The following is an 18795-nucleotide window of genomic DNA, read 5'->3' as shown; positions in this document are numbered from 1 at the left end:
TAAATAAAACGGGGCTTAAATGATCGGCATTACGCCTTCGATGGCGACGCTAAGAGGTTGTAGATTATCCATCACAATTTCCTATTGTTAAATCCGGTGATTAGCGTGCGGCGCAGTGGCATGCTGTGAGCTTCTCCGCTAAAAATCAGGAACATATGGACATTCTTCCCGCCCGACCCCATCACGCCGCCGCTATTCAGAAAATCTACGCCTGGCACGTGCTGCACGGCACAGCGACCTTTGAAACCGACCCCCCCTCGGCGAGCGAAATGCAAAATCGCGTGCAGGATGTGCAGCAGCGCGGCGGGTTTTGGCTGGTGGCGCAGGAGAATGATCACGTGCTGGGTTATTGCTATCTTGCGCCCTATCGCCCGCGCTATGCCTATCGTTTTACGCTGGAGGATTCGATTTACCTCGATCAACAGCAAACCGGCAAAGGCATCGGCCGCGCCCTGTTGCAAAAAGCCATTGCATTAGCGGAAGCGGCAGGATTTCGCCAAATCATTGCCATTGTAGGCGACAGCGCAAACGCAGGTTCGCTGGGATTACACCGGGCGCTCGGTTTTGAGCATACCGGTGTAATGAAGTCGGTGGGATTCAAACATGGCCGCTGGCTAGACACCGTGGTGATGCAACGATCGCTGGGTCACGGCGATAGCCAGCCACCAGAACGTTAAGCGACCGCCTGCATCGCGATCACCCGATGCGAGCTCTTTTCCAGCAGATCGCGATCGTGACTCACCAGTAACACAGCGCACTGCTGCTCACACGCCAGCGAGGTGATGAGCTGGATGGTTTGCTGCTGCACCAGCGGATCCAGACGCGATGTAGGTTCATCGGCGAACAAAAATACCGGATCCAGCAGCATCACGCGTAACAGCGAGAAGCGCTGCAGCTCGCCCCCCGAGAGTGAATCGGGCCGACGTGTCAACAATTCCGGTGCCAGCGCCAGCTGCTCCATCAGCGCATCCCGCCGCGCGGAGGCAATGCGATGACGGCGCAACACATCGTTCAGGCTTTGCGCTAACGTGCGGGTCGGCGGAAACAGCGCTGATGGGTCCTGATAAATCTTTTGATATTTCAGCGCATCTACCGCCGCATGGCGCGTCACTTGCCCTTGCTGCGGCGTTAACAGTCCGAGTAGCACATCGCCAAAGCTACTTTTTCCGCTGCCGCTGGCGCCGTGCAATCCCACAACTTCCCCCGCGTGCAGGATAATGTTTTGCGGCACGCCGAGCGTTTTAGCGCCGCGCTGTAAGCGGATACCTTCAGCACTTACCACTGGTTTGCTGCCCACCAAAGTTTGTTGCCGCGTTGACCAGGCCGCTGGATCAGCAGCGAGTAACTCACGCGTGTACTCTTGCTGCGGCGTATGTAGCACCTGTTCTGCCCTACCCTGCTCGATCACCTTGCCTTTGTGCATCACGATAACCTCACCGCCCAACTGGCGGGCCAGCGCGATGTCGTGGGTGATGGTAAGCAGCGTGCCGCCGTCGGCCACTTCACGACGCAGCAAAGACGCAACCTCATCACGACGCGCCACATCCAGTCCTTTGGTCGGCTCGTCAGCAATCAGTATCTCCGCCCCCCCTGCGCGTGCCGCGGCAAAAGCGGCGCGCTGCGCCATCCCGCCGGAAAGTTGCCATGGAAAACGCGGTGCTGCGTCCTCTAAGCCAAGCTGCTGCAAATCGTTGCTGGCGGCGATAGCGCTGGCTGCCTTTCCCTGACCGCGCACAAAACGATAGCCTTCTGCTACCTGCTGCTTTATCGGCATGGTGGGATCAAGCGACAACCACGGCTCCTGTGGCAGCGATGCTAACGTGCGGCCCCATAATTCGCGCAACAACGCGACATCCTGCGGCAGAGTAAAACGGCGCGTGTTGATGATCAGCGTGCCGCTGGCCTGTAAATCGTCGGGCAAAATCCCCATCATCGCCTGCGCCAGCAGACTTTTACCCGAGCCGGTTTCCCCTAGCAAGGTCAGCGGTTGGCCCGGCAGCAAGGTGAGATTCACCGGTTCCACCAGCGTAGCGCTGGACGTTGTGACGGTGATACCGATCGCATGCAATCCTTTCATTTCCTCTCCTTGTGCATCAACAGATTCAGGCTGATCAGCAGCAGAAACAGCGCAGTCACCGGTTGCAGTAATAGCCACGGTGCTTCCCACGCGAACGGCAGCAGTTCGGTCATCATCAATCCCAGTTCTGGCGTGGGCGGACGTACGCCAACGCTGATAAAACCCAGGGCTGATACGGCCATGATGGCGCTGCTAAACGAAAAAAGTATCAATGTCATTAATATCGGCGCTAACGCAGGCCACAGGTGACGGCGGAAGCGATAGAACGCGGAGAAACCCAATAGCCTTGAGGCTTGCATGCCTGGCGCATGCACTATCGGACGCAACGTTGCGCGCGTCACGCGGAAGAACTCCACCCACAGCACCAGCGAAATCCCCAACCACAGCATGCCGGGCGAATCAGGTGCAATCGCCGCTAACAGGAGCACCAGCAATAACCCCGGCAGCGCGAGACACATATCGCCGAGCAGGCTGATCAGTCGATCAAGCCAGCCGCCATACACCGCGCTGAGCACGCCAGTCACTACGCCTGCCATCATCGCGCTCATCACGCACAACGCCGCGAGGCCGAGCGAGAGACGCAATGCTGCACTGAGGCGCGGCAGCATGTCGCGACCAAGATGATCAAACCCGAGAAGGCTGCCGCTGCTGGGCGCATGCAGTATCCGCAGCAGATCCTGTTCCAGCGGATCACCGCGATCAATCAGAGGTAACAGGAAGGCGAATCCAAGTAGCAAGCACAACATCAGCAGACCTAGCAGACGCGAAATTGACAGGCTCATGCGCGCGCTCCCCGAGGATCAAGCAGATAACAACCCGCATCCACCAGCATATTCAGCAGTACAAACAGCAGTCCGAGCGCCATGGCGCTGGCCTGAATCACCGGAACATCACGGGCGAAGATGGCATGTACCAGCGCGTGCCCCATGCCGGGCCAGGCAAACAGCGTTTCTACCACCACCACGCCTTCCACCAGCCAGACAAACTGCATGCCGAACCAGGTCAACACCGGCGATGCCAGATTTCGCACCCCGTGACGCCGTAAGCGTGTCGCGGGTGCTAAACCTTTCTGCGCGCCCCAGCGGTAATAGCCCGATGTGACAACCTGATAGGTGGCTTCACGCACTACGCGCACACCTACCGCGGTAAGCGACAATGCCAGCGTCAAGGATGGCAACAGAAAATGACGCAGTTCGCCGTGCCCGGCGCTCGGTAGCCAATCAAGCTGCAGTGCCAGCAGCACAATCAGCAACATGCCAAGGGCAAAATGCGGCACGGATTTCAGCAGCGCGCTGAGCCAGAACAACGCACGATCGAGCTTGCCATTTGCGTGACATCCGGCCCAAATGCCCAGCGGCAAGGTGAGCAATATCGTCAGAAGCAACGATGTGCCTGCCAGTGCCAGCGTTTGGCTCAGCTGCCAGCGCAGTTCATCCATCACCGGCTCGCCGGAGACCAGCGATCGACCAAAGTTGAACTGCAGCAGATCGTATAGCCAGTGCAACAACGCGCTGCCTTGCTGCAGCGAGCCGCTTAGTTCCTGCTGCACACGTGCCACCGCACTGGCATCTACACGATCGTAGCCATAGCGGCCGCTGGCAATGCGCCATGCCATATCGCCGGGCAAGGCCTGCACCAAAAACCAGGTGAGTAAACCCACCGCCAGTACAACAAAAACTGCCTGCGCTAAGCGCCAGCCAAGAAGCTTAATCATCATTGCTCCCACTCCATGTGGCGCAGACCAAAGTGGCGTTCAAAGGGATCGAGCGTGACGTTTTTCAGCTTGCTGTTGATGGCGGCCGATTGCTGATACCAGGCAAGCGGGATCACCGGTAAATCCTGCTGTAAAGACGCGGTAATCAGGTTACGCGCCTGCGCTCGTTCAGCCGCATCGGTGGATTGCGTTAAGGTGTGCAACGCCGTGCTAAAACCGGCCGGATGCCAGTTCATTGCGCCCCAGTCACCGCCCTTCTCCGCGTAATCCTGCAGTAACGTGCCAGTTGGATCGGGTGTCAGCGCAAAGTTGCGGGAAAATAGCGCCAGTTGCAGACGATTGCTGTGATGCTGTGCCGGAATTTCGCTGGCGTTGGTAGAGTTGATCTTCACCTCAATGCCGACTTTACGCAGCTGCTGCTGGATCACCATCGCCATCAGCGGCAGTTCGGGACGATCGGGGAATGTCAGTAGCGTCACACTAAAGCGCTGACCGTTACGCGCTAACACGCCATCCGCACCCATTTTCCAGCCTGCGGCTTGCAGTTGCCGTGTCGCCTGCTGCGGATTGTACTGCAGCGGTTGCAGTGCGCTGTTATGCCATTCACCCATATTCGGCGGGAATAGCTGGCTGGCCGCGCCAGGGTAACGCAGCACTGCCATCGCCAGCGCGTTACGGTCAATCGCCAGGCTGATCGCTTCACGCACCGGCTGTTCGGCTAACAGCGCATCGCCCGGATTCACTTTCAGCATCAACGTGCGCGGCACCGGGATGGAAGGCAGTTGCAGCGACGGTTTACGAGCTAAACGCTGACGGCTGGCCGCATCAAGGTTGAAAACGTAATCCGCGTCACCGCTTTCCGCCAGCAATGCGCGGGTTTCGGCGCGCCCGGATGAGAGATAGCTGGCCGCCTTAATCGCCGGTTTTTCGCCCCAGTAATCGTCAAAACGCTTTACCGCCAGCGACTGCGGCGGCTGGAACGAGGTCAAGATAAACGGTCCGCTGCCGATGATGCGGGTAATATTGCCCTGCGCATCCCAACTGGCGAGCGCCAGAATCTGCGAACGGCTTTCAGCCAGTACCGACAGCAGCGGCGTAAAAGGTTCGCGCAAGGAAATCGTGACGCGTTGCCCTTCCCCGCTGATAGCGGTGATGGGGGTTTTATCCAGCAAACCTGCTTTGCTGCGCGCGGTATTCAGTGATTTCACTACGGCGGCCGCATCCAGCGGCGATCCATCATGGAAACGCACGTTATCACGCAGCGTAATTTGCCAGTTCAGACCATCAGCGGAAACTTGCCAGCTTTGCGCCAGCGCAGGAATGGGCTCAGCACGTTCGTTGACCTCCACCAGCGTTTCCACCACATCCATGCGCAACAAAATGTCGCCAGAGAGCGCCGGATCGGTGCCTTTGATTTCAAACGGCGCCGCAATCCGCACCGGTTTATCCTGATGTTCCGCCGCCATTGAGGCGTAAGAAGCCAGGCCTAACGCCGCAGCGATAAGCAAATTTTTCATTGATTTCATTATGATTTCCGACTGAAGCCGCTACATATTAAAAGAGTTAATTACGTTATAACATAACAATACACATTTCAACACAGATTGGCGACAAAGACGGGTGATTGCCGCTGCACGCAGGGCTTTGGCTGCGGTATGCTGCAAACGAACATTTTTTTAAGGAGCAGCAGATATGCCAGAAATCATTGTGTATGCGGCGGAAGGTCGCACGGTTGAGCAGAAGAAGAAGTTGCTGAGAGCCGTCACTGCCGCGGTGGCAGATTCGTTTGAGATCGACGCTAATTCAGTGACGGTTTCCATTATTGAAACGCCAAAACACCATAAGTCGAAAGGCGGCGTGCCGTTTGATGAACGCTGAAAAGCAGCGAGGCAGAAATCTCTGCCTCTTTTTTTACCAGTAAGGTGAAAGCTGCGAAGGTATTTTTAGGATTAAAATTAGAAGCTTATATAAAAATACACTGAATACCGCAGTCAGCGGCCATGAAATGGGCGCGTAATCTAATCTTTGCATCAAGCGCCATGGCGTGCTGATTAACTGGCTCATCGCAATTCCAGGCCTCCTTATCCCCACAACATTTCGCGGCCATACTGACCAAAAGATCATAAATTCGATGATAAGCAGGAAAACATAAGGCATTCCGCCAGGCCATTTACCGGGTAAGTCGTTAATGATGATGTATAAACCGGAAAAACATAACAGGCAAAGCAACAAGGCTGAAAACAGACATTCCATTGTCAAAAATGCTTCAAGCATGCGTGGTCGCCGCTGTAAGCCACACATAATCATGTCGCTGAAATAGAGATAAAACAGCACCAATCCCATTCCCATCCAGCCCGTAACGGAAGTGACTAACGCTCCGGGCAGCAGGAAATGGAACATAACCAGCCAAAAAACCATCAGAAAAATGCCGCGCCAGCTCAACGTAATCCGCTCAGAACCCATAAACTCCAGCATCGCAGGATTAATTCGTTCGAGGAGCTCAGGAAATGTTGCATATAAGGCATTCACACGCTGCGACATTTGAGTCACAAGTCCTGGCACTAAACGCGCCCAGAAAGGCATCTCTGTTCGATCGCTGAGCAGCAACGTAACGGCAGTCCGCGGCATAAAACTGCCGTTTACACTTTCATTAGTGAGCTTTTTCCAGGCTTGTTCCCGCTCGGTGTTGCGCACTTGCCAGCCGAGTGCCTGCTGCATGTGTTCAGAGAGTAAATGGACGTTGTAATCATCTAATCCCCACCCGAGTTCATCGCTTATCCGCTGCAACAATCCATCCGTGAGTTCAGGTTGTTCAGCGAGCACGGCTGCCAAATCGTTGTGAAACTGCTGCTGTTGTAGCAAATTGCCCTCGCTGCAGACGCGCTGGTACAACCCTCTCAGCGATTTAATGCCTTGCATCTCTTCATCAATCAACAGTTTTGCCAGCCTGGCGAGCTCTTCACGGGTGTAGAGCGGCGTAAGGGTAAACGCGTAATTGGATAAATCCCCATTTGCTTGCGAGACATCTGTCGTTGCCAGCCACTCATCCATTTGTAGTGCGCTCACCACACTGCTGAATTCAGCGCCAGCCGTTTCATCCTCATCCCGCGTTTCAGCCTCGAGCGCCGCGTCCGCAGCACAGTTTTTAGCCTGTTCAAAAGCTTCTCTTAACCGCTGATAGCCTTCAGGATCGCTGTCAGGTCGATGCGTTTTTAGCAGCCGTGAATAAGCGCGGCGAATGAGCGCCTCATCCTGTGTGGGTTCAATATCGAGAATCTGCCAGTGACTCATTGCGGTGTTACCTCATCAAAGCGGGCCAGTGCCTCAACCACTTTTTGCCGTACATCGGCAATACGCCGCTCATCCTGACTATTTAAAGCCAGCTCAAAAGCATGAATCACGTTATCAATCCAGGCACGCTCTTCTCCGAGCAGGAATTGATACAAACGTCCACCCCGCACCAGCAACGCTTGGTTTTCCTGGCGATCGCGTGGATGTTGTTTTAATTCACCCAGCTTGTGTAAGCTCGCTTCAATTTGTTCCGCACTCATCTGACCGGGGACTTTTTCAATCACCAGCCGCGAAGGTATGAGACTCTTATCGTGTTGACACTCAACTTCCAGCAGACCATCCAGCGTATAAGTGAAACGCACATCTAATGAAACGTCCCCTGCTTTACGCAATGGCACGTCAATGCGCATTTCTCCCAGGTAAACATTATCTTTAACCCGACGACCTTCGCCTTGATAGACCTTTAACAACACGTGTGTTTGGTTATCAGAGACGGTTTGCACTGTCTTACTGCGACTGACCGGAAGCCATGTATTGCGCTCGATCAACGGCAGAAAAAATCCCTCTTCCAGCTGACCGTAGCTCTCTTTAACGGTCTCCATGCCAAGCGAAAAAGGCATAACATCTGTCAAAATGATGTCTTCAACAGCGGCATCTTTCATCACCATTCCTGCCTGAACACCCGCACCAAGTGCTACGGCTTCATCGGGATGAAGATCATGACGAGGGAAGCGGCCAAACAGGCGAGCAACGGCCTGACGCACCAGCGGCATTCGCGTCGCGCCGCCCACCAGTAAGACATGATCGAGATCTTTAAGTGAAAAACGAGCGTCATGCAAAGCCTGTATCACCGGCTGCTGCAGGCGAGTAATTAATGTTTGGCAACATTCACTGAGCTGCTTTTCATCTAAGGTCCATCGCCATGTTTCGCCCTGCCAGAGAAGCTCTGCGCTGTCCTCAACATGATGACTCAAGCCGCGTTTCAGGTTTTCTGCCTGCGCCAGCAAAGCAGGTTTCACTGCGGGTAAAGCGTCTTTCAAAGCAGGGTACTTGTTTAACATCCACTGGCATATCGCTTCACTGAAGTCATCGCCTCCTAACTGTACGTCGCCACTACTGGCACGAACTTCGACGACGCCGTCAAACATATCAATGATTGAGACATCAAAGGTGCCGCCGCCTAAATCGAATGTCAGGTATTTTTGTTCGCGGTTTTCCAGCAAGCCAAAGGCGAGCGAGGCTGCGGTAGGTTCATTCAGCAGCCGCAAAACGTTGAGTCCAGCCAGTTTTCCGGCGGTTTTCACGGCGCGTCTCTGCACATCATTGAAATAAGCAGGAACGGTAATTACCGCATCAGAAATCTCCTCACCCAGCGCGTTTTCTGCATCCTGCTTTAGCTGTCGCAATAATATGGCGGAGAGTTCTTCAGCGCGAAATAAGTGCGAACCGAGAGATAAAGTCGCTTCTGTGCCCATATAGCGCTTAAAACTGGCTTGTGTGAGGTGCGGGTGTGTACTGAGCCGATGATGTGCAGCTTGTCCGATAATCAGGTGACCTTCATCGTCAAGTCCCACCACAGAAGGCGTGAGCAGGCTTCCTGCGGTGTTAGCTATTAATTGCGGTTTTCCTTCACGCCACACAGCGACTGCACTATTTGTGGTGCCAAGATCAATTCCTATAACCTGTCTGGTGGCCATATTCATTCCTTTGAGGTTCATTACCCTCAGATGCACTATTTTGATAGTTAATCTGGGTATTATTAACGTGCTTATCGGCGACACAGCCAGGATCTTTAGCCTTTACACGCCGTTATCTCTTGCAATGAAGATAAGGCGAAAAGTCAGTATCATAGCGGTTCTGCCGCCTATCAAATTGAGTGAACTAGCACGCTATGACCGACCAAACTGCACTATTTTCGCGGCTTACTTCTATCCTTGCCGATGACAGCCGCACACCGCTGTACAAGCGTTTCGCTATGGCGATCAAAGATGCGGTGCGAGATGGCGTATTAGTCAATGAAGAGATTCTGCCGAGTGAACGAGATTTCAGCCAGTCGCTGAGTATTTCGCGCATTACGGTACGTAAAGCCATGGATGCGCTGGAAAAAGAGGGCGTAGTATTGCGTTCTCGTGGCTACGGTACGCAGATTTGTAGCCAGTTCGAATATTCACTGAAAGAACCAAAAGGCTTGTCGCAACAAGCAGTATTGCGTGGCAAAAAGCCCGACACCGTGTGGATTCATAAAAGCAAAATCCACTGCGATGCAGGAATCGCCGAGAAGCTGGGGCTGAGTAAAGGCAGCGAAGTGTATCAGTTGAAGCGCATTCGCTATGTCGACCACTTAGCGGTGTCGGTGGAAGAATCCTGGGTACCGGCGCGTTACATCGCTGATGTGGATGAGATAGGCATTTCACTTTACGACTATTTCTACCAGCAGCACATCCTGCCGGTGAAATCGCAAAGCAGAGTGAGTGCTCGCATGCCTGATGAGGCGCTACAGCAGCAGATCGCCCTGCCCGACAACGTACCCGTTCTGGTTATCAAGCAACTGGCGTTAGACGCGCAGGGCAATCCGCTGGAGTACAGCATTAGCTACTGTCGCAGCGACATGTATGTGTTTATTGCTGAGTAAGCCGCTGTTGCCAATAGCTGTTTAACGTAGCGCGATCCGGCGCGCAATCGCCGCCGCGCTGTGACACCACATAAGACGCCACGGCGTTGCCCAGCGCGACGCTCTCTGCCAGCGGCCAGCCCGAAGCCAATCCCGCCAGTAATCCACCCGCGTGGCTGTCGCCCGCTCCGATGGTATCCACCACTTTAGTGGGCAGCGCCGGCATCCAGCCTTGTGTCTCCGCGTTAACGTAACCCGCGCCTTCGCTATCGAGACGCACCACCATCGCGCCACCAAAACGCTGCTGCCAGCGCATCAATAACTGTTGCGCATCAAAGGGTTCAGACTGAGCCAGACGTTCATGCCACAACAGTTCCGCTTCCTGCCTGTTCACTGTAATCAGTGGATGGCACGCCATAATGCGTTCGAACTGCACATTACCGATATCCGCCAGACGCGGGCCGAAATCCACCAGCAACTGATAGGCCGAGGTTTGTTGCTCCAGCCAGTCGATCAGCACGTCCCCACTTTTGCTGGTGAGTTGATAGCCGGAAAGGTAGATCCAACAATTATCCGGCTGCGGCAGCGTGTTCAGAAGCGCTGCATCCCACTGATTTTCCACACCACTCACCGATAGAAAAGTGCGCTCGCCATCGGGTTCAACGAGCGCTAAACACCAACCGTTGTCACCTTTTGCCGTTTCCAGCACGCTGTGAATGCCATATTCCGTTAGCTTCTGCCGCACAATGCTCGCCCAGGTGCCGTTGCCGAGCGGCAGCGCATTAATTGACGGGATGCCAAGCCGGTGCAGCGCAATCGCCACATTCAGCGCACAGCCGCCCACATTGACGCCCTGCTGGTGGAGTTCAATATCACTGCCACGATGCGGCAACGAGTAGGCATCGGCAATCACATCCACAACTGCCGCGCCAACCACCAGCACCGGCATACGACTTTCAAGGCGATTCAGATCATCAGGCGTCAACATAAGCGGCCTCGCGCTGCTGGCGGAAACGCGTGAATGCGGCGCTGTAGCGGGTGAAATCCAGTGCATTGGCGGCATCCAACTCAGCTTTCAACGCAACGTCGATGCTGTCAATTCCGTGCAGCGCGCCGCAAATAGCCACCGCCATCGCGCCGATGGTATCGGTATCGCCGCCAAGATTAGCGCAAAGGATCGCGCAGCGGTTCGGATTCGTTTCTGCTAATTCCACCATCGCAATCGCCGCCGGAACCGATTCAATGGTGGCGGTTCCGGTGCCCACCACATCGTAAATCTGCTGCAGAGTGGATTCCACGCCCCTGCCCTGCGCGACAACGTTTAAAGCCAGTTCGAGACGTGCCGCCATGGACGCGCTAAAGGTAGTGACACGCTTTTCCTGCGCCGCGCGGGCAATCGCGGGCAATTCATCGCGGATGGTTGTCCAGGTTGCGCCATCAATGGCGCGTGAAACTGCCCACGCAATCACCGCGGCACCGGAAATCGCGACATCCGATTTATGCGTTGGGCTCGACGCCAGCGCTACTGCATCAATGAAAGCGGATAAATCACGTGCTGGCAGCAGGCAACCAAGCGGTGATACGCGCATCGCTGCGCCGTTGGTCATGCCGTTATTCTCCAGCTGCGATACCGGCGTGCCTGCTTTCATGGCATTGAGCGCGATTTTTGAGGTCGGCCCCAGCACGTTCTTGTTAAAAGCATCAAACGACTCGGCCCACTGCAAAATATTCGCGCCAATGGTTTCCGCGTTGATCTCGCCATCATGAGTTACGATCGCATCGGCTAATGCCAGCGCCATCGAGGTGTCATCGGTAAAGGCTGCCCGGCCAAAGTAGCAGGCAGCATTGTTTTCAGCCGGACCGGGCAGGAAGCGATCGATCCAGCCAAAGTGCTGCTTCACGCGCGAACGCGGCCACAATTCCGATGGCATGCCCATCGCATCGCCCAGCGCCTGGCCGTAAAACGCGCCTAAAATCCGTTTTTCCTGCGTTGTCATCGTCATAGTGAAATCCCTTATTTATGGCTGTCAGCGGTTGCTGAATTTTCAAAAGCGGTAAGTTCATCGCTGCGTTTTTTGCCGTCTCGGAACAGGACAATAAAGGCGATGGTAATCATGACGATCATCACGCTGCCGAACATCCACATGCCGGCCCAATTAAAAGTCTGGCCGTTGCGTGGTTGATCGTAGGCGAACATTTCCTGCATCAGATAGCCACCAAGGCGATAACCGAGCAGGCTGCCGATGCCCTGACAGGCCAGCGTAATCAGGCCTTGCGCGGCGTTGCGCATCGCCACAGGTGCTTTCTTATCAACGTAGATGTAAGCGGTGATGAAATAAAAATCGTAGCTGACGCCGTGCAGCAAAATGCCCATAAACAGCAAGCCGTACGTCAGCATGTTTTGATCGCCGCCGAACACGAAAAACACATAGCGCAGTGCGGCAGTGGTTAATCCGAGCAGGAGTACTTTGCCGATGCCAAAGCGTTTAATGAAGAACGGCAGTGCCAGCAGGAAGAAGATCTCTGATACCTGGCCGAGCGTCATCCAGCCGGTGGCATGCGGCAAACCGACTTCCGTCAGATAGCCTTCGGCAAAGATGTAGTAAAACGCCAGCGGCATGCTGAACAGGAAGGAGCAGACGAAGAAGACGAGGAAACTGCGATCCTTCAACAGATGCAGCGCATCCAAACCAAGCGCAACGCGCAAGCTGAATTTTCCGCTACTCTTCGGCTCCGTTGCGGGCAGCATCAGAGCAAATATTCCCAGCAACAGCGAGCTTGCTGCCGTGATTAACAACGGCACGTTGCTCGCGGAGATATCGCCATAGCCTAGCAACGGCGGCAGGAAACCACAGACGATGCCTGAAGCAATCCAGCCAAGGGTGCCCATGACGCGAATGCGTGGATAATCACGTTCTACATCAGCAACATGTGAAAATGCGATGCTGTTGGTTAAGGCAATGGTAGGCATGTAAGTCAGTGCATACAGCAACAACAGGGGGAAGAAGCCGCTGAAGTGCGTTTGCTGGGCTGCGAAGAACATCAGAATCGATCCGACGATTGTGAGCAGCGACAACACTTTTTGCGCCTGGAAGAAGCGATCGGCCAGCGATCCGACAAGGATCGGCGACAAAATGGCTGCTATCGATGTACAGGCGTAGCACCAGGCAATCTCAACCGGCGAAAAGCCGTTTTTGCTGAGAAATGCCCACAGCGGCACAAACCATGCGCCCCAGATAAACCACTCAAGAAACATCATGAATGACAGTTTTGGGATTGTTGTTTTCATTAAAAAGGACTCCCCGGTGTAGGTGGGGCCAATCTAACACCAGAGATAATACCTATATAATACCACTGGCCGATTTTTTGAACTTGTCCACAACATTTTAAGTGAAGTGCAACGGTTTGAGATGGGAAGTAACGGTAAGGAGGTAGATGAGGAGAAGTGAATGAGGGCGCGCCTGACGCGCCCTATAATACTCAGCGACGGTTTTTCCATACCGTTTGAATGTTGCAGAATTCGTGGACGCCAAAGCTCGACAGTTCACGGCCATAGCCGCTCTTTTTCACGCCTCCAATCGCTACACGCGGATCCGACGCGCCATTACCGTTGATGAATACCGCGCCAGTTTCCAGTTTTTCCGCCAATTCGTTGGCCAGCGCTTCATTGCCGCTCCACACGGTTGCACTAAGGCCGAATTCGCTGTCATTAGCCAGTTCCAGGGCATGCTGAGCATCTCGAGCGAGGGTAATCGCCGCAACCGGGCCAAATATTTCCTGCTGGAAAGCCGTCATCGCTGGCGTAACATCGGCGAGAATCGTCGGGGCGTAATAGTTGCCTGGACCGTCGATCTTATGGCCACCTAATACCAGCCGCGCGCCTTCCTTGATGGTCTGCTGAACCTGATTATCCAGCTCATCACGCAGATCGTAACGCGCCATCGGTCCGATGTAGGTTTCTTCCGCTAAAGGATCGCCGATTTTCAATGCCTGAACCGCAGCGCTGAAACGTGCCTCAAACGCTTCTGCGACGCTTTCTTCAATAATGAAGCGCTTGGCTGCCATGCACACCTGTCCGGTGTTCTGATAGCGTCCTGTGACTGCTGAGGCTACTGCAGCATCAAGGTCTGCATCCGCAAGTACAATGAAAGGATCCGCGCCGCCCAGTTCGAGGACGGTTTTCTTTAATACCGCACCGGCCTGCGCTGCAATGGCCGCGCCGGCACGTACGCTGCCAGTGACTGCCACAGCCGCAATACGCGGATCTTTAATTGCGGCAGATACGCCATCGTTATCGACGTTGATCACGGTGAAGCCGCCTTTAGGCAGATCGGTTGCATCAAACAGTGTTGCCATCAGATTGGCGGATCCCATCACGCTCGGTGCATGTTTCAGTACATAGGTATTGCCTGCCAGCAACATGCTGACTGCGCCGCGCAGTACTTGCCAGTAGGGGAAGTTCCAGGGCATCACCGCGAGGATCACACCCAGCGGACGGAACGACTGCCAGGCTTGCTGGTTTTCTACCAGTGTGGGTTTATCTGCAAGGATCGCCGGGCCTTGCTCGGCATACCAGTCGCAGAGGTTGGCGCATTTCAGGACTTCAGCGCGAGCCTGAGCAATAGGTTTGCCCATTTCCAGCGTGGCCATTTTAGCCAGCTCATCCTGACGTTGACGGATTTGCTCAGCCAGCTGACGCAATACTTTTACGCGCTGCGGCATGTCGGTGTAGCGCCACTCAGCAAATGCACTGGCGCTTTGTTGCAATGCACTCTCCAGCTCTGCTGAGCTTTGAAATGGATAGCTTGCGAGGATTTCGCCATTCGTTGGATTGCGGGAGATAACGTTGTCAGTCATGAAAGATGTCCTCGTCGTAAGTGAAATGATGTTCAGTGGTGTTCACCTTACGCCGACCAGCAGTTTCTTAAAAATGAATAATAATGAGGAAGTTGTTCATATCAGGAGAAGTCTTAAGATCTTAATCGTGTAAAACTGATGATTTTAAGGGATCAATCTGCATGTAATGGTGATGAACTTGTTTTCACCGCTTTGGCATGCCTAAGCCGCTCTGATCCTGCAGTTATTCAGTTATACAGTGAATAGATCTTAAAGAAAGATCATATAGAGATCTAAAAGAGATCCTAAGAGATCCCCGATCGTCGCAGGCCGCACCCCACAAGGCCTCAGAAGGTGATCGCGTTCACTATAATGAGTAAAGTGTTCACTGGAGTCAGTAGTTTATTCACTATAGAGAGTAGAATGTTCACTATAAACAGTGTTAATGTTCACTGTAATCAGAAAACGACCCTTTTCATCCACAGAATGAAGATCTCAGGCTATGGCAGATAAAGAGAGTGAAAACAAGGCGTTACTCGAGCCCTTTCTGTCGGTGACAAAAAACAGCGGTGAAGTTATTCAACTCCACCCTAATAAAAATAACACCGTACAACCGGTCGCTTTAATGCGCCTGGGTCTGTTTGTTCCTACATTGAAGTCCACCGCACGGGGTAAGTCAGGCGCGATGGCCTCGACGGATGCAACGAAAGAACTGAAGAACCTTTCTTTGGTGAAATCGGAAGGCTATGAAAAGATTACCATTACCGGCGCAAGACTGGATATGGATAATGATTTCAAAACCTGGGCCGGGATTATCCAATCTTTCTCGCGTTATCCCTCAAAGGGCGACACCGTGACGCTGCCGTTTATTGATTTCGTCAAGATGTGCGGCATCCCTTCAGCAAACTCGTCCGCCGCGTTACGTAAGCGTTTAGATGCCTCTTTACGGCGCATTGCGACGAATACGCTGTCCTTTGAAGGTAATGGCAAGGCGTATCACACTCACCTGGTGCAATCGGCGTATTACGATCGTGAAAAGGATCTTGTGCGCATTCAGGCCGATCCGAAGTTATTCGAGCTCTATAACTTTGACCATAAAGTGTTACTGCAGCTGCGAGCCATTTCGCGTTTGAAGCGTAAAGAATCTGCTCAGGCGTTGTATACCTATCTCGAAAGTTTGCCGACCAATCCGGCGCCCATCTCTCTGGCGCGTTTGCGTATGCGTTTAAACCTTGGCTCGAAAACCACCACGCAAAACCACGTGGTGCGACGTGCGATGGAGCAGCTCAAGGAGATTGGCTATCTCGACTATTCGGAAGTGAAACGTGGTCGCTCGGTGTTCTTCATCATCCACAGCAGGACACCAAAACTCGACGGCATCAGCAATCTCGAAAGTATCGATTCGCTGGAAGATATTGAGTTCGAAGAGTGATATCAACCGTTCACTGTATTCAGCAATTCCTGTAAAGCGGTGTCACTTTTTGAGCAAAAGTGACACCTGCTCTTCCGCTAACATTCACTGCAATCAGCTGTCCTCGCATCATTCACTGTAATCAGCAACGTTCACTGTAATCGGAAACCTTCAGCTCTTGGCAGGTCTTGTGCCTTGCCATGCACTAAGCTGAGGCCATATTAAGCTGCTTAAGATGATAGTGAGTACTTACAAGGGCGGTAGTGCTCCACTTAACTTCCCTTTTTACTGCCTTTCTACTGATCACAGTGAATCTTTGTGTTCACGCTCAGTTCGCTGATTACAGTGAATGTTGATGACGGGTCTGTATACTGATTACAGTGAATGTTTAACTACAAGTTGATGATTTATAAGTATAAAAAAACTGTTTGCTAACTATATTCACTGTAATCGGTAATTTAACTGTTAATACAGCCAGTAAAAGTGACAGGGTTGGTCAGTGCGCTGATTACAGTGAATGTTTGGCCTGTCTTCTCACTCCAGTGAACGAAAGCGAGAGGCATCTGTATCTACCCTTTTATGCTGATTGACGAGCACATCACACTGTCACTGATTACAGTGAACGCTGCCATGTCGTCCCCTGCCCTGCTGTGTTCGCAGCATGACAAAAAACAATTCAACGCGTCGTTTTTTACTGAATACAGTGAACGTTGGGCGTTCAGGCAACAGTGGGCTTTTTACTGATTACAGTGAACATCACCATTACTTATCCGTAAACGATTAAGCCATTTAACCTGAGGGTGTACTGATTACAGTGAATGTTCTAAAGGACGTTTAGCGGATTTTGCTGGATTGTTAATGGCGATTTCAGGGGCATCCGTTTGTCGGTAAATCAGGTCTTACTGATTACAGTGAACGTTAGACTCAACATTTTGGCAGGCTTTGCTGATTACAGTGAACGTTCTACACTGCGTCATAATTTTTACTGATTACAGTGAATGCCTTCCCTCTAACCCATTTGACGTACTGATTGCAGTGAACGTTTAATCGAATCGCAATCACCTTCTACTGATTACAGTGAATCTTTGCCGATGATGAGAACAAGGCGTTTACTGATTACAGTGAACATTAGCAGTTACGCGTGAGCGTTCATCGGGATTTACTGATTACATTGAACATCTGATTACCAAGGTAATTGTCCTTGCTCGCTCGCCTGATCCATTCGTTCACATAGCATCTACTGATTACAGTGAATGCTTATCCGTTATTTGCTCATTACAGTGAATCTTTTACTGACTACAGTGAACGCCTGCATTGGTCGTATTCAGTTAACTGACTACAGTGAACATTTCAGTAATTTAAGCTGTAACCGCCCTTCTTTCCTTCTTTATCTAACAGTACAAGAATGAGAAACGAACCACTGATTACAGTGAATCTTTCCGTCTTTGGACAAGAATGCGGCGGTTCAAATTTGAACGATAAAGCCTTATGGCTAAAATAAGAACACTGAATACAGTGAACGTTTTCGCTAAAGCGCTCTTAATCAAGGTGTTTTCACATCACTAATTTTTCCTGTGCAGAAGAGATATATTTGCCTCATGTGCTGGATTTATGTATAAAGTCATAAATCCTACATGTGTGGAGCAAGTATGGCTAACGATGACAAGCAAGTTCTGAAAGTCGCACAACGTTCAGAAAGAATGCTGATGAGCCTGACCGATCAGATTCAGGCGCAGAAAGAAGAGTTGCGGGAAAACACGTTTTATCAGGTTTACGCGAAAGCAGCTTTAGCAAAACTGCCTAAATTGACGCGAGCGAGCGTTGATTACGCTGTAAATGAGATGGAAGAGAACGGCTATCCGTTTGATAAACGTGCTGCGGGCAGCTCAACCAAGTATGCGATGTCGATTCAGAACATCATCGATATCTATCATCATCGTGGCGTACCCAAGTATCGTGATCGCCACCATGAAGCCTTCAGCATCTTTGTTGGTAATCTGAAAGGTGGCGTATCAAAAACGGTTTCTACCGTTTCGCTGGCACATGCCTTACGCGCCCATCCGCATCTACTGTTCGAAGATTTGCGGATTCTGGTCATCGATCTGGACCCGCAATCATCAGCCACCATGTTCCTTAACCATCAACGTTCAGTAGGATTAGTGGAAGCTACTGCCGCGCAGGCGATGCTGCAGAACGTTAGCCGTGAAGAATTACTCAACGAGTTTATTGTTTCGTCGATTATTCCGGGCGTTGATGTTTTGCCGGCATCAATTGATGACGCCTTCATTGCATCGCGCTGGGAAGAACTGTGTGCCGCTCATTTGCCCGATCAGAACATCCACGCCGTGTTGTATGACAATGTGGTGGCAAAGCTGAAAAAAGATTACGACTTTATCTTCATTGACAGCGGTCCGCATCTGGATGCTTTCCTCAAGAACGCCATTGCCGCTTCGGACTTACTGATGACGCCGGTGCCCCCCGCGCAGGTGGATTTCCACTCCACGTTAAAGTATCTGACGCGTTTACCCGAGCTGATTGGCATCATTGAAGAATCTGGCGCTACCTGCCGTTTGCAGGGCAACATTGGCTTTATGTCTAAACTTTCGAATAAAGCGGACCATAAGCTGTGTCATAGCCTGGCGAAAGAGATTTTTGGTGGCGATATGCTGGATGCTGCGTTGCCGCGTCTGGATGGCTTTGAGCGCTGCGGAGAGTCGTTTGACACGGTTATTTCAGCCAATCCATCAACCTACGTGGGCAGCACCGAAGCCTTAAAGAATGCGCGTTCAGCGGCGGAAGATTTCGCGAAAGCCGTATTTGACCGTATTGAATTCATTCGCCTGAACTGAGGTTAC

15 protein-coding genes are annotated in these 18795 nt (G+C 52.5%); 5 read left to right on the top strand and 10 right to left on the bottom strand.

Annotated features, from left to right (window positions below; all coding sequences use genetic code 11):
• Positions 1–155: 155 nt before the first annotated feature.
• The gene (locus ACRQ84_RS22285) at positions 156–677 is read left to right on the top strand and encodes a GNAT family N-acetyltransferase (RefSeq protein WP_483818157.1); all 522 of its coding nucleotides are present in this window, start codon (positions 156–158) and stop codon (positions 675–677) included.
• Here the strand turns inward: ACRQ84_RS22285 and ACRQ84_RS22280 are convergent.
• The 4 genes from ACRQ84_RS22280 to ACRQ84_RS22265 are packed head-to-tail and all read right to left on the bottom strand — an operon-like array spanning position 674 to position 5317.
• Positions 674–2077 (bottom strand): ABC transporter ATP-binding protein, encoded by a 1404-nt coding sequence (locus tag ACRQ84_RS22280; protein WP_483818156.1) that lies wholly within the window; start codon positions 2075–2077, stop codon positions 674–676. The two genes, ACRQ84_RS22285 and ACRQ84_RS22280, sit on opposite strands and share 4 nt — an antisense overlap.
• Entirely contained in the window at positions 2074–2859 is a 786-nt protein-coding gene (locus tag ACRQ84_RS22275) for an ABC transporter permease (protein ID WP_483818155.1), read from the bottom strand. The genes ACRQ84_RS22280 and ACRQ84_RS22275 overlap by 4 nt, the downstream gene beginning before the upstream one ends.
• Positions 2856–3791, bottom strand: a complete 936-nt coding sequence (locus ACRQ84_RS22270; RefSeq protein WP_483818528.1) for an ABC transporter permease — start codon at positions 3789–3791, stop codon at positions 2856–2858. Before ACRQ84_RS22270 ends, ACRQ84_RS22275 begins: the two co-directional genes overlap by 4 nt.
• A complete protein-coding gene (locus tag ACRQ84_RS22265; RefSeq protein ID WP_483818154.1) occupies positions 3791–5317 on the bottom strand; it encodes an ABC transporter substrate-binding protein in 1527 nt (508 codons plus the stop codon). Before ACRQ84_RS22265 ends, ACRQ84_RS22270 begins: the two co-directional genes overlap by 1 nt.
• A 166-nt stretch (positions 5318–5483) precedes the next feature.
• Here ACRQ84_RS22265 and ACRQ84_RS22260 point away from each other — a divergent pair, with 166 nt between their 5' ends.
• A complete protein-coding gene (locus tag ACRQ84_RS22260) occupies positions 5484–5669 on the top strand; it encodes a tautomerase family protein (RefSeq protein WP_064741376.1) in 186 nt (61 codons plus the stop codon).
• A gap of 33 nt (positions 5670–5702) precedes the next feature.
• Here ACRQ84_RS22260 and ACRQ84_RS22255 read toward each other — a convergent pair whose 3' ends face one another.
• Both ACRQ84_RS22255 and ACRQ84_RS22250 read right to left on the bottom strand, forming a co-directional pair.
• The gene (locus ACRQ84_RS22255; protein ID WP_483818153.1) at positions 5703–7082 is read right to left on the bottom strand and encodes a J domain-containing protein; all 1380 of its coding nucleotides are present in this window, start codon (positions 7080–7082) and stop codon (positions 5703–5705) included.
• Complete coding sequence (locus ACRQ84_RS22250) at positions 7079–8785, bottom strand: Hsp70 family protein (RefSeq protein ID WP_483818152.1); 1707 nt, start codon at positions 8783–8785, stop codon at positions 7079–7081. The genes ACRQ84_RS22255 and ACRQ84_RS22250 overlap by 4 nt, the downstream gene beginning before the upstream one ends.
• 188 nt (positions 8786–8973) lie before the next feature.
• Between ACRQ84_RS22250 and ACRQ84_RS22245 the strand changes: the two genes are divergently transcribed.
• Entirely contained in the window at positions 8974–9714 is a 741-nt protein-coding gene (locus tag ACRQ84_RS22245; protein WP_483818151.1) for a GntR family transcriptional regulator, read from the top strand.
• On the opposite strand, the gene ACRQ84_RS22240 is transcribed toward ACRQ84_RS22245, so the two are convergent.
• The 4 genes from ACRQ84_RS22240 to ACRQ84_RS22225 form a co-directional block, all read right to left on the bottom strand.
• Positions 9701–10681 (bottom strand): PfkB family carbohydrate kinase, encoded by a 981-nt coding sequence (locus tag ACRQ84_RS22240; RefSeq protein WP_483818150.1) that lies wholly within the window; start codon positions 10679–10681, stop codon positions 9701–9703. The two genes, ACRQ84_RS22245 and ACRQ84_RS22240, sit on opposite strands and share 14 nt — an antisense overlap.
• Entirely contained in the window at positions 10668–11690 is a 1023-nt protein-coding gene (locus ACRQ84_RS22235; protein WP_483818527.1) for an ADP-ribosylglycohydrolase family protein, read from the bottom strand. Before ACRQ84_RS22235 ends, ACRQ84_RS22240 begins: the two co-directional genes overlap by 14 nt.
• Positions 11691–11707: 17 nt before the next feature.
• A complete protein-coding gene (locus ACRQ84_RS22230) occupies positions 11708–12982 on the bottom strand; it encodes a nucleoside permease (RefSeq protein WP_064741381.1) in 1275 nt (424 codons plus the stop codon).
• A gap of 191 nt (positions 12983–13173) precedes the next feature.
• Entirely contained in the window at positions 13174–14550 is a 1377-nt protein-coding gene (locus tag ACRQ84_RS22225; protein ID WP_483818149.1) for an aldehyde dehydrogenase family protein, read from the bottom strand.
• 481 nt (positions 14551–15031) lie between these two features.
• Here ACRQ84_RS22225 and ACRQ84_RS22220 point away from each other — a divergent pair, with 481 nt between their 5' ends.
• Together ACRQ84_RS22220 and ACRQ84_RS22215 are read left to right on the top strand one after the other, a co-directional pair.
• The gene (locus ACRQ84_RS22220; protein WP_007886110.1) at positions 15032–15961 is read left to right on the top strand and encodes a RepB family plasmid replication initiator protein; all 930 of its coding nucleotides are present in this window, start codon (positions 15032–15034) and stop codon (positions 15959–15961) included.
• Between the two features lie 1628 nt (positions 15962–17589).
• Positions 17590–18789, top strand: a complete 1200-nt coding sequence (locus ACRQ84_RS22215) for an AAA family ATPase (RefSeq protein WP_064741383.1) — start codon at positions 17590–17592, stop codon at positions 18787–18789.
• The last annotated feature ends 6 nt before the right edge of the window (positions 18790–18795 follow it).

Origin of the sequence: Pantoea sp. E2023-21 (assembly GCF_051302795.1) — a bacterium.
Lineage (GTDB): Bacteria > Pseudomonadota > Gammaproteobacteria > Enterobacterales > Enterobacteriaceae > Pantoea > Pantoea ludwigii_A.
This window is presented reverse-complemented; position numbering and strand designations above follow the sequence as displayed.

Coding starts and splice junctions, on each gene's coding strand:
- ACRQ84_RS22280 (WP_483818156.1), bottom strand. CDS start 2,077: ATGAAAGGATTGCATGCGATCGGTATCACCGTCACAACGTCCAGCGCT.
- ACRQ84_RS22275 (WP_483818155.1), bottom strand. CDS start 2,859: ATGAGCCTGTCAATTTCGCGTCTGCTAGGTCTGCTGATGTTGTGCTTG.
- ACRQ84_RS22235 (WP_483818527.1), bottom strand. CDS start 11,690: ATGACAACGCAGGAAAAACGGATTTTAGGCGCGTTTTACGGCCAGGCG.
- ACRQ84_RS22250 (WP_483818152.1), bottom strand. CDS start 8,785: ATGAATATGGCCACCAGACAGGTTATAGGAATTGATCTTGGCACCACA.
- ACRQ84_RS22220 (WP_007886110.1), top strand. CDS start 15,032: ATGGCAGATAAAGAGAGTGAAAACAAGGCGTTACTCGAGCCCTTTCTG.
- ACRQ84_RS22270 (WP_483818528.1), bottom strand. CDS start 3,791: ATGATTAAGCTTCTTGGCTGGCGCTTAGCGCAGGCAGTTTTTGTTGTA.
- ACRQ84_RS22245 (WP_483818151.1), top strand. CDS start 8,974: ATGACCGACCAAACTGCACTATTTTCGCGGCTTACTTCTATCCTTGCC.
- ACRQ84_RS22285 (WP_483818157.1), top strand. CDS start 156: ATGGACATTCTTCCCGCCCGACCCCATCACGCCGCCGCTATTCAGAAA.
- ACRQ84_RS22255 (WP_483818153.1), bottom strand. CDS start 7,082: ATGAGTCACTGGCAGATTCTCGATATTGAACCCACACAGGATGAGGCG.
- ACRQ84_RS22215 (WP_064741383.1), top strand. CDS start 17,590: ATGGCTAACGATGACAAGCAAGTTCTGAAAGTCGCACAACGTTCAGAA.
- ACRQ84_RS22225 (WP_483818149.1), bottom strand. CDS start 14,550: ATGACTGACAACGTTATCTCCCGCAATCCAACGAATGGCGAAATCCTC.
- ACRQ84_RS22265 (WP_483818154.1), bottom strand. CDS start 5,317: ATGAAATCAATGAAAAATTTGCTTATCGCTGCGGCGTTAGGCCTGGCT.
- ACRQ84_RS22230 (WP_064741381.1), bottom strand. CDS start 12,982: ATGAAAACAACAATCCCAAAACTGTCATTCATGATGTTTCTTGAGTGG.
- ACRQ84_RS22260 (WP_064741376.1), top strand. CDS start 5,484: ATGCCAGAAATCATTGTGTATGCGGCGGAAGGTCGCACGGTTGAGCAG.
- ACRQ84_RS22240 (WP_483818150.1), bottom strand. CDS start 10,681: ATGTTGACGCCTGATGATCTGAATCGCCTTGAAAGTCGTATGCCGGTG.